Source organism: Streptomyces sp. ActVer (assembly GCF_027270795.1).
In the GTDB taxonomy this organism is placed as follows: domain Bacteria; phylum Actinomycetota; class Actinomycetes; order Streptomycetales; family Streptomycetaceae; genus Streptomyces; species Streptomyces umbrinus_A.
On sequence record NZ_JAPWHT010000377.1, the window covers coordinates 1 to 10,329 of the forward strand.

10 protein-coding genes are annotated in these 10,329 nt (G+C 71.1%); 3 read left to right on the forward strand and 7 right to left on the reverse strand.

Going from position 1 to position 10,329, the window contains the following annotated elements; genetic code table 11:
• A partial coding sequence (locus O3Q52_RS40220; protein WP_269653509.1) for a response regulator transcription factor occupies positions 1-652 on the forward strand: 652 nt, incomplete at its 5' end.
• A 44-nt stretch (positions 653-696) separates the two neighbouring features.
• On the opposite strand, the gene O3Q52_RS40225 is transcribed toward O3Q52_RS40220, so the two are convergent.
• From O3Q52_RS40225 to O3Q52_RS40255, 7 genes are all read right to left on the reverse strand, one after another.
• Positions 697-1,395 carry a DUF427 domain-containing protein gene (locus O3Q52_RS40225; RefSeq protein WP_332112986.1) on the reverse strand — a complete coding sequence of 233 codons (699 nt, stop codon included), beginning with the start codon at positions 1,393-1,395 and terminating at the stop codon, positions 697-699.
• Between the two features lie 204 nt (positions 1,396-1,599).
• Positions 1,600-2,838 (reverse strand): VWA domain-containing protein, encoded by a 1,239-nt coding sequence (locus O3Q52_RS40230; RefSeq protein ID WP_269653510.1) that lies wholly within the window; start codon positions 2,836-2,838, stop codon positions 1,600-1,602.
• On the reverse strand, positions 2,835-3,734 hold the full coding sequence (locus O3Q52_RS40235) for a MoxR family ATPase (protein ID WP_269653511.1): 900 nt from the start codon (positions 3,732-3,734) through the stop codon (positions 2,835-2,837). Before O3Q52_RS40235 ends, O3Q52_RS40230 begins: the two co-directional genes overlap by 4 nt.
• Positions 3,731-4,690 (reverse strand): XdhC family protein, encoded by a 960-nt coding sequence (locus O3Q52_RS40240; protein WP_269653512.1) that lies wholly within the window; start codon positions 4,688-4,690, stop codon positions 3,731-3,733. The genes O3Q52_RS40235 and O3Q52_RS40240 overlap by 4 nt, the downstream gene beginning before the upstream one ends.
• Positions 4,687-7,068, reverse strand: a complete 2,382-nt coding sequence (locus tag O3Q52_RS40245) for an aerobic carbon-monoxide dehydrogenase large subunit (RefSeq protein WP_269653513.1) — start codon at positions 7,066-7,068, stop codon at positions 4,687-4,689. Before O3Q52_RS40245 ends, O3Q52_RS40240 begins: the two co-directional genes overlap by 4 nt.
• Positions 7,065-7,565 (reverse strand): (2Fe-2S)-binding protein, encoded by a 501-nt coding sequence (locus tag O3Q52_RS40250; RefSeq protein WP_269653514.1) that lies wholly within the window; start codon positions 7,563-7,565, stop codon positions 7,065-7,067. The genes O3Q52_RS40245 and O3Q52_RS40250 overlap by 4 nt, the downstream gene beginning before the upstream one ends.
• 5 nt (positions 7,566-7,570) lie before the next feature.
• Positions 7,571-8,464 carry a xanthine dehydrogenase family protein subunit M gene (locus O3Q52_RS40255; protein ID WP_269653515.1) on the reverse strand — a complete coding sequence of 298 codons (894 nt, stop codon included), beginning with the start codon at positions 8,462-8,464 and terminating at the stop codon, positions 7,571-7,573.
• A gap of 218 nt (positions 8,465-8,682) precedes the next feature.
• Here O3Q52_RS40255 and O3Q52_RS40260 point away from each other — a divergent pair, with 218 nt between their 5' ends.
• Both O3Q52_RS40260 and O3Q52_RS40265 read left to right on the forward strand, forming a co-directional pair.
• The gene (locus tag O3Q52_RS40260) at positions 8,683-9,642 is read left to right on the forward strand and encodes a LysR family transcriptional regulator (protein ID WP_269653516.1); all 960 of its coding nucleotides are present in this window, start codon (positions 8,683-8,685) and stop codon (positions 9,640-9,642) included.
• A 115-nt stretch (positions 9,643-9,757) separates the two neighbouring features.
• Positions 9,758-10,329: SRPBCC family protein (locus O3Q52_RS40265; RefSeq protein ID WP_269653517.1), on the forward strand; the 572-nt coding region annotated here is incomplete at its 3' end.

Below are 10,329 nucleotides of genomic sequence, written 5' to 3' on the forward strand. Positions count from 1 at the left end.
GGCCCTGGTCCGTACGGGCTCCGGGATGATCCTCGCCGCCGACGGCATCGAGGTGACGGCGGAGGCGCCCGACGGGGCCGAGGCGGTCGCCGCCGTCCGGCGCACCCGGCCCGACGTCGTCCTCATGGACATCCGGGTGCCGCGGATGGACGGCATCGAGGCGACCAGGCGGATCCTCGGAGACGAAGGCCCGGGCGACACCCGGGTCATCATCCTCACCACGTACGACCTCGACCACTACGTCTACGCGGCCCTCACCGCCGGGGCCAGCGGCTTCCTGCTCAAGGACGTCACCCCCGAGCACCTGGTGGCTGCCGTCCGCCTGGTGCGGTCCGGCGACGCGCTTCTCGCGCCCACCATCACCCGCCGGCTGATCGAACGCTTCGCCCACCGCGAGGAGCCCCGGCCGCCGACCCTCCACCGAGACCTGTCCGGCCTCACCCCACGCGAACTGGAGGTGCTCCGGCTGCTCGCGACAGGCCTCAGCAACGCCGAACTCGCGGACCGCCTGTTCCTCAGCCCCACCACGGTCAAGACCCACATCGGCCGCATCCTGTCGAAGCTGGACCTCCGAGACCGCGTCCAGGCGGTCGTGCTCGCTTACGAGACCGGCCTGATCGCTCCAGGAGACCCAACCCCCGACACAGGCTGACGACTACGCGGTCTCCGACCGCCCTCATCACTCCCGAGGCTTGATCACTTCCGAGGCTTGATGAATTCGGTGACAGGCCGCTCGAGCCGCTCCCCGTCGACCGTGATGTCGACGGCCTCGTTGAAGAAGGCCACCCGGTCCTTGATGACACCTACGGCCGGGAGAGGGTCGGGATAGCTCCACGCGATGTTCGGCGGTACGTCCTCGCCGGGCCACGACCAGTAGTCGGTCGCCACGCCCTTGTAGGGGCAGCGGGTCGTGAGGTCGCCGGGCGTGAACAGACCGAGGCGTACGTCCTCGCGCGGGAGGTAGTACCGCACGGGCAGACCGGTCTCGAAGAGGAGGATCGGCGTGCGGGTGTCCGCGACGACCGTGCCGTCGATCTCGACCTGGACATGCCGCGAACTGGGCAACGCGTCCACCCGTTTGTGCGGGTCACGCGGATGAACGAAGATCTCCTCGTCCTCCTCGTACCAGTGGTCGAGCACCTCCCGCCCGAACCACTCGAACGAGATGTACGAGCCCAACTCCTCGCCCGGATACGTCCAGGCCGCGCCGGCGATGGTCTCACCGCCGATGTCGAGGTCGTAGAAGAGCGTCGTCCCGGCGTGCGGCCGCCCGGCGGACTTCTCCGTCTCCCGCAACAGATCCGTACGCACGTCCTCACGCGGAAACGCGTACAACGGCACCGGCCGACCGGGCTCCCACACCAGCACCGGCCGCCGACTGTCGACGACAGTCACATCGCCTTTCGTCCCGCGCACCCAACGCTCGCTGGGTTCCCACAGGAGGCTGTCGACTTGACGGGGCGGACGACGGAGAGCCGGAACGGCTTGCGGGTTGTCGCCGGATGACTCCACGAGTACCTCCTGGTCGAACGCGGGACTTGGGCCGGACACCTGACACCGAATCGCCAGCGTAGGTCCCGCCCGCGAAGCCGGCCCGCCCTACACACCGGGAGCCGCCTCGTTGCCCGCGATCGCCTCCACCACCTCCATGAGAGCTGCCAGGCTGTGGCCGCTCACGAATGCGTCGCAGTAGGGGAGCGCGGCGGTCATGCCTGCGGTGCGTGGGGTGTAGCCGGGGGCCGCCTTGCGGGGGTTGACCCAGATGATGCGGTGGGTGAGGCGGGCGGGGCGGGCCATTTCGCGGGCGACGGCGGTGGGGTCCTCGCCCTCCCAGCCGTCGGAGAAGATGACCACGACGGCGCCGCGTGCCATGCCCCGGCGGCCGAAGCGGTTGTTGAACTCGGCCAGTGCGTGGCCGATGCGGGTGCCGCCGGACCAGTCGGACGCGGCGGCGCCCGCTCGGCGCAGCGCGGCGTCCACGCCGGACGGGCCGGTGTGCCGCAGGACGGGGGTCAGACGGGTGAGTCGGGTGGCGAAGACGAACGCCTCGGCCGCCGCACCGGCCGCCGCTCGTGGGAAGAGGCGGAGGTAGGCGCGTGTGTACGGCTCCATGGAGCGGGAGATGTCGCACAGCAGCACCAGCCGTCGCCGCCGCAGACGATGGCGGCTGCGGGCCAGCAGTACCGCCTCGCCGCCGGTGCGCTGGCCGGTGCGCAGGGTTCGGCGCAGGTCGATGCGGCGGCCCCGACGGTCGGTCTCCTGGCGGCGGCCGCGGCGCAGCGGTGCCTTGAGAGTCAACAGGGCGAGGAGCCGGTTGAGTTGGGCCAGTTCGGCGGGGTCCAGGGCAGCGAAGTCCTTGTGGGCGAGGACTTCGGCCGTGGTGCCCGCCGTCGGTACCTCCTCGGCCCGCCGGTCCTTGTCCGGGGTCTGTGTACGGTCACGGTCCGATGCCTCGCCGAAGGCGCCGCCCGGCAGGGGAGCGCGGGTGGGATCCGAGCCGATGCCGGAGAGCGGTGGGTGCCGACCGGCTTCGGGGCCGGTGCCTGGCGCAGGCTCGGATTCGGCACCGGCTCTGCGGACTGCCACCGAGCGGGACCCGCCCGCGAAGACCGCGTCGAAGACCCTCTCGAACGGCTCGATCTGCTCGCGATCCGTCACGAACGCCAGCCGTGCCGTCCAGTACAGCGCCGTACGGTCCACCGGTGGCAGCAGACGCAGCGCCTCCAGGAACCGCACCGAGCGCTCCGGAGTCACTCCCACCCCTGCGTGCCGCAGTTCCGCGCCGAGCCGGCCCGCGAACTCTGCCCGGTCGAAGAGCGGAACCGCCGTCGCGGTCACAGCTGTCGGCCCGCGACCAGCCAGTCCAGGCCGCGCTCCCGCACCAGCTCCTGGTCCTCGCGGTACTTCAGCAGGGAGCCGAGCGTGCGCCCGGCGATCTCGGCGTCGAGACGGGGCACGCCGAGCAGGTTCAGCGCGGAGGCCCAGTCGATGGTCTCGGCGACGCCCGGGGCCTTCTGCACGTCCAGGGCCCGCAGCCGCCTTACCGCCGCCGACACCGCGACCGCCAGTTCCCTCGACGTCCCGGGTACCCGGCGGCGCACGATCTCGACGATCCGTTCCGTGTCCGGATAGTCGATCCAGTGATAGAGGCACCGGCGCTTGAGCGCGTCATGGAGATCACGGGTGCGGTTGGAGGTGAGCAGCACGACGGGCGGCACGGCGGCCCGGATGGTGCCGATCTCCGGGATGGTCACCGCCGCCTCGGCCAGTACTTCGAGCAGAAACGCCTCGAAGTCGTCGTCGGCGCGGTCGATCTCGTCGATGAGCAGCACGGCGGGGGCCGGGCCGGGGTGGGTGAGCGCCGCGAGCACGGGCCTCCGCAGCAGATACTCCTCGCTGAACAGATCGGCATCACTGAGCTGTTCGTACCGGGACTCGGCCAGGCGGATGCCGAGCAGTTGGCGCGGATAGTTCCACTCGTACAGCGCCTCGGCCGCGTCCAGACCGTCGTAGCACTGCAGCCGGATCAGCGGGCTGCCCAGGATCGCGGCCACCGCCTTGGCCGCCTCGGTCTTGCCGACGCCCGCCTCGCCCTCCAGAAGCAGCGGTTGCGGCAGGCGCAGGGCGAGGAAGAGCGCGGTGGCCAGACCGTCGTCGGCGAGATAGCCCAGCGAGTCCAGCGCCGCGCGCAGACTCTCCACGCCCGGCAGACAGCGCTCGACGTACTCGCTCACGAGGCGTCGGCCTTCGCATAGCGGGCGGGGTCCTTCTCGTACGCGGCACGACAGCCGGCACAGCAGAACCAGCGGCGCTCGTCGCCGCCCCCGTCGGAGTACGGGGTGCCGTCCGCGACGGAGACCGTCATCCCGCACACGGGATCGACGGCCGTCACCGAGCCGGTCTCCGGAGTCTCCGAAGGCGCCTCAGCCTCCACTTCCACGGAGCGCCCCCTCACCGCCTGAATCACCTCCGCGAGGATCGACACCGCGATCTCGCCAGGCGTGCGGGCACCGATCCACAGACCCGCCGGTGTGCGTATCCTCGCGCGCTGCTCGGCATCGAGCGCCAGACCGTCCAGCACCGCCGCCCCGCGCCTGGGGCTGGCCACAAGCCCGATGTACGGCACCCCCGCGCGCACGGCCGAGACGAGCACCGGCTCCTCGCCCCGGCCGTGGGAGGCGATCACCAGCGCCTGGCTCCCGGCCAGGTCCTCCGGCGTGATCCCCTCGGCGCCGGGCGCCTCCGTGATCTCGTAACCGAGCACCGGCCCGAAGGCCGCGAACGCGCGGGCGATGGGGGACTCGCCCAGGACCACCACGCGCGGCACGGGCCGCAGTGGCTCCAGGAAGATCTCCAACTCGCCGCCGGACAGGCACGGATTGGCGACGCTCACCGCCCCCTCCTCGACGACCGGTTCCCCGGCGCCGTCCGCCGTCTCCTCCGGTGAGATGCGCAGCAGCAGCGATTCCCCGCTGCGCAGCGTCCGCAGCGCCTGCACCCGTACGGTGGCCTCCGCGCAGGCACCTCCGACGAAGCCCTCGACCCGGCCGTCCGCGAGGACCAGTGCGGTGTCGCCCGGCCGCGCGCTCGCCGGGCGACGGGCGCGAACGACGGTGGCCTTCACGAACGGCACGTGCCGTCCGGTCAGTTCGGCCATGCGTGCCTCAAGTGGGGGTGCGGCGGGGCTCATTGCGGTGCCTCCACCTCGCCCCGGTGCAGCGCCTGCCACACCCGGCTCGGGGTCAGCGGCATGTCGGCGTGGCGTACGCCGATCGCGTCGAGGACCGCGTTGACGACGGCCGGCGGCGAACCGACGGTCGCGGACTCGCCGATGCCCTTCGCGCCGATCGGATGGTGCGGGGAGGGCGTGACGGTGTGGTCCAGTTCCCAGGCCGGGACCTCCAGCGCGGTCGGCAGCAGATAGTCCATGAAGGACCCGGACAGACAGTTGCCGTCCTCGTCGAAGCTGATCAACTCCATCAGCGCCATACCGACCCCGTCGGCCAGCCCGCCGTGCACCTGACCCTCGATGATCATCGGATTGATACGGGTCCCGCAGTCGTCCACCGCGATGAAGCGCCGCACCTTGACGGCGCCCGTGCCGGAATCGACGTCGACAACGCAGACGTACGCACCGAACGGATACGTCAGGTTGGGCGGGTTGTAGACGGTCGTCGCCTCCAGGTGGCCCTCCACACCGTCCGGCAGCTCCAGCGACCCGTGCGCGGCGAGCGCGATCTCCTGGATCGTCTTCGTCATCGCGGGATCGCCCGCGACCGACCAACGGCCCTTCGTCCACTCCAGATCGTCCGGGTGGACCTCCAGCATGGCCCCGGCGATGATCCGTGCCTTGTCCCGCACCTTCCGCGCCACCACGGCAGCCGCCGCTCCCGACACGGGAGTCGACCGGCTGCCGTATGTACCGAGCCCGAACGGAGTCTGGTCGGTGTCGCCGTGCACGACGTCGATGTCCTCGGGAGGGATGCCCAGCTCCTCGGCGACGATCTGCGCGAACGTCGTCTCGTGGCCCTGCCCCTGCGTCTGCACGCTCAGCCGGACCACCGCCTTGCCGGTCGGATGCACCCGCAGCTCGCAGCCGTCGGCCATGCCGAGGCCGAGGATGTCCATGTGCTTGCGCGGCCCGGCGCCGACGGTCTCGGTGAAGAACGACAGCCCGATGCCCATGAGTTCGCCCCGGCCGCGCTTCTCGCTCTGCTCCTTGCGCAGCTCCTCGTACCCGGCGATATCCAGTGCCTTGCGCAGACAGGCGGGGTAGTCGCCGGAGTCGTAGGTCCAGCCCGTCTTGTTCTCGTAGGGGAACTGCTCGGGCCGCAGCAGGTTGCGCATCCTCAACTCGGCCGGATCAGTGCCGAGTTCGGCCGCCAGGCAGTCCACCATCCGCTCGATCAGATACACCGCTTCGGTGACCCGGAAGGAGCAGGCGTACGCGACGCCGCCGGGTGCCTTGTTGGTGTAGACGCCGGTGACTTGGCAGTGGGCGGCCTCGATGTCGTACGAGCCGGTGAAGATGTGGAAGAAGCCGGCCGGGTACTTGGTGGGCTGCGCCGTGGAGTTGAAGGCGCCGTGATCGGCGAGGACCTTGACCCGTACGCCCAGGATCTTCCCGTCCCGGGTCGAGGCGATCTCGCCGGTCATGTGGTAGTCGCGGGCGAAGGAGGTGCTCATCAGGTTCTCGGAGCGGTCCTCCATCCACTTCACGGGCCGTCCGGTGACGATCGAGCCGACGACCGCGCACACGTAACCCGGGTAGATCCCGACCTTGTTGCCGAAACCGCCGCCGATGTCGGGGGAGACGACCCGGATCTTGTGCTCGGGGATCCCGGCCACCATGGCGTAGAGCGTGCGGTGGGCGTGCGGTGCCTGGGTGGTGCAGTAGAGGGTGAGTTTGCCGTCGACCGGGTCCATGGCGGCGACCGCCCCGCAGGTCTCCAGCGGGGCAGGGTGGACGCGCGGGTAGAGCATGGTCTGCTCGACCACGACGTCGGCCCGCGCGAACACCTCGTCGGTGGCCGCGCTGTCGCCCGCCTCCCAGTCGAAGATGTGGTTGTCCGTACGGCCTTCGAGGTCGTCCCGGATGACGGGTGCGTCCGCGTCGAGGGCATGGCGGGCGTTGACGACCGCGTCCAGCGGTTCGTACTCGACGTCGATCAACTCGATGGCGTCGCGCGCCGCGTAGTGGTCCTCGGCGACCACGAACGCGACCTCCTGCCCCTGGAAGCGCACCTTGTCGGTGGCGAGTACGGCCTGCGTGTCCATGGACAGCGTCGGCATCCAGGCGAGGCCCAGACCCGCGAGCGTCTCGCCGGTGATCACCGCCTTGACCTTGGGATGGGCCTCGGCGGCCGAGGTGTCGATGGAGACGATGCGGGCATGCGCGAACGGACTGCGCAGCACAGCGCCGTGCAGCATGCCGGGCAGGTGGATGTCGTCGACATAGCGGCCCTTGCCGCGTACGAAGCGGGGGTCCTCCTTGCGCTTCATCCGGCCGAAGCCGATGGGCCGTTCGTCCGGCGCGGGCGCGACGCGGGGTTCGTCGACGGCCGTCATGACTGACTCCCTGCTATCTCCGTGACTCCGTCGGTCTCGGCCCGGTTCCTCGCCGCCCACTGGATGGACTTGACGATGTTCAGATAGCCGGTGCACCGGCACAGCTGGCCGGAGATGGCCTCGCGGATCTCCTGCTCGGACGGATCCGGATTGCGGTCCAGGAGGGCCCGGCCGGTGAGCATCATCCCCGGGGTGCAGAACCCGCACTGCAGACCGTGCTGCTCGATGAACCCCTGCTGAACGGGGTCCAGTTGGTCTCCGTCCGCCAGGTCCTCGACCGTGCGGATCTCGTGACCGGCCGCCATGACCGCCAGGACCGTGCAGCTCTTGACGGGCTCCCCGTCCATCAGCACCACGCACGTGCCGCAGTTGCTGGTGTCGCAGCCCCAGTGGGTGCCGGTCAGTTCCAGGTCGTCGCGGAGGAAGCGCACGAGCAGATGCCGGGGCTCGACCTCCCGGGTGTGGTCGTAGCCGTTGACGTTGACGGTGATCCGCATGCGCCTCACGCCTCCCTTGCCGTGGACCCGATGGGCCGCCCGGCCCGGGCGACCGCCCGCCGCAGCGCCCGCCGGGTGAGTTCGCCTGCCAGATGCCGCTTGTACTCGGCGTTGCCCCGGCCGTCGGTGACCGGCGAACAGCTGTCGGACGCCACCCGGCCCGCCTCCTCGTACAGCGCCTCGGACGGTTCGCTGCCGTTCAGCAGCGTCTGGACCGCGTGCAGGTTCAGCGCCCCGGCACCGACCGCCGCCAGACCCACGCCCGCGTCGGCGATCCGCCCCTCGCGCAGCGTCAGGGCGACTCCCGCCGCGGCGACGGCCCAGTCCCCGGCCTTGCGCTCGACCTTCTCGTACGCGCTGCCCGCACCCGGCAGGACCGGCAGCCGCACCTCGGTCAGCATCTCGCCGACACCCACGGCCGTTTCGTACGGGCCCTGGTGGAAGTCGGCCATGGAGACGATCCGTTCGCCGCCCGCCCCGCGGATGACGGCACGGGCATGCAGCGCGCCGCACACCGCGGAGAGATCCTCCGAGGGGTCGGCCTGGCACAGGGAGCCACCGATCGTGCCCCGGTTGCGGACCGGTGGGTCGGCGATCACCTTCTCCGCGTCGTGGACGATGGGAAAGTACCGGCCGACCAGCTCCGACTCCAGCAGCGTGCGGTGCCGGGTGAGGGCGCCGACGCGCAGTTCGTCGCCGACCAGGGCGATGTGGTCGAGCTCGTGGAGGTCGTTGATGTCGACGAGGACCTCGGGCGCGGCCAGGCGCAGCTTCTTCATCGGCAGCAGACTGTGTCCGCCGGCCACGACCCGGGCCTCCTCGCCGTGGCGCCGCAGCAGTTCCAGCGCCTCGTCCACGCTCTCGGCGCGCTGGTAGTCGAACGAAGCGGGTACCTGCACGGCACGCTCCCTCCCGGACCGGGCCCGCCCGGCGCGCCCGGGCGAGGCAGCGCGCGGGGGGAGCCGTCCGTCGATTGAGGACCTGGCCGGTTTCCGGCGGTCCGAGGGGAACAATTGCGCGAAGGGGTGAGGCGGTCAACGGCGACTCAAGCGAATGCTTAAGAGACCTGGGCAACGGAGGGGGTCCTACCGGTCGAACAGCCGTTGTAATGGCGGACATGACGCTGACTCAGCTCCGCGCATTCGTCACGGTGGCCCGTCTGGGCTCGGTCAAGGGCGCCGCGGGGTCGCTCGGTGTCACCGAGGCCGCGGTCTCCGGCGCGGTCGCCGCGCTCCGCCGCGAACTCGGCGACCTGCTTTTCATCCGGGCCGCCGGCGGGATCAGTCTCACCCCGGGCGGCAGACGCCTCGCCGCGGGAGCCGCCGAGATCGTCGGCCTCGCCGAGGAGACCCGCCACCGGGTCCGCCAGGCAGGCTCGGGCACCGCCCAACTGCGGGTGGCGTCCACCGAGGCCGGCGTAGAACAGGTCCTCCCCGCGCTGCTCGCGGCCTTCGGCCGGCGACAGCCCGACCTGGACGTCGACACCCTCGCTGTGCCGGTGGCGGTCTTCGGCGACCTGCTCCGCGACCGCCGCGCCGATGTCACGATCGGCCCGGCGTCGCGCCCGGAGCCGGGCATCGAGTCGATCCCCTTTCTGCGCTTCCAACTGGTCGTCGTCGCGGCGCCGGACCACCCGCTCAGACACCGCAAGCGCCTGGCACCCGCCCGACTGGCCCACGAGCCATGGCTGTTGGGCCCGGCCGGACTGGACCCGGACACCCTGTCCGGCACCTTCCTGTCCCACGTCGGAGTCGGAGCCGCCAAGGCCAAGGCATTCCCCAGCGTCACGGCCGCTCTCAACGCGGTGGCAGGCGGGGCCGGGCTGTCCATCGCTTTCCTCCACGTCGTACGCGACGAGCTGCGCCGTGGGTCGCCTGTCGTCCTCCACGTCTCCCGCGCCCGGCCCGGCGGCATGCTGTACGCGAGCGCGCTCACCGGTGAACGGCGCTCGACGACCGCCGCCGCGCTGTGCCGCTTCGTCACGACACCGGCCGCGACACAGGCGGTGCTCACCCGGTCCAAGGGCGTTCCGATGAACGAGTTCCGACCACCGGTCCACGTCACGATCTGGAGCTGACGGGGCTGGGGGAGCATGGCGGATCACCGGTTTGGGCGTCCCGGGGGCGGCGTGTTAAGCAAACCCTGAAGGGCTCATTGACGGCCGGGCCGCCCGCGCCCATCGTGTGTCCGTCATGGACTTCACGAACGAGTTCCGAGTGAACCTGCCGCCCGACCAGGCCTGGTCCCTGCTGACCGACGTGGAGCGGATCGCTCCCTGCATGCCCGGGGCCCAGCTCACCGGCGTGGACGGCGACACCTACAACGGCGTCGTCAAGGTGAAGGTCGGCCCCATGACCGTCCAGTACAAGGGCGTCGTCTCCTTCGAGGAGAAGGACGACGAAGCGCGTACGGCGGTACTCCACGCGCGCGGCCGCGACACCCGCGGCCAGGGAAACGCCGACGCCCGCGTCACCGCCCGGCTCGTCCCGGACGGCGACGGGACGCGGGTGACGGTGGACACCCACCTCACGATCACCGGCAGGATCGCGCAGTTCGGCCGAGGGGTCATCGAGGAGGTCAGCGGGAAGCTGCTGGCCCAGTTCGTCGACAACCTGGAGGGGCAACTCGCGACGGAGAAGGGGCCGGCGCAGGAATCGGTCGCACCGACGCCGGGGCCCGGAGCGGAGGCCGTGCCCGGGGCGGGTGCTGGGACCGTGGCTGGAGCTGGAGCTGGAGCTGGAGCTGGAGCTGGAGCTGGAGCTGG

Bases quoted from the DNA above. Each gene is read 5' to 3' on its own strand.
- O3Q52_RS40260 (WP_269653516.1), top strand. From the start codon at position 8,683: ATGACGCTGACTCAGCTCCGCGCATTCGTCACGGTGGCCCGTCTGGGC.
- O3Q52_RS40250 (WP_269653514.1), bottom strand. From the start codon at position 7,565: ATGCGGATCACCGTCAACGTCAACGGCTACGACCACACCCGGGAGGTC.
- O3Q52_RS40240 (WP_269653512.1), bottom strand. From the start codon at position 4,690: ATGAGCCCCGCCGCACCCCCACTTGAGGCACGCATGGCCGAACTGACC.
- O3Q52_RS40245 (WP_269653513.1), bottom strand. From the start codon at position 7,068: ATGACGGCCGTCGACGAACCCCGCGTCGCGCCCGCGCCGGACGAACGG.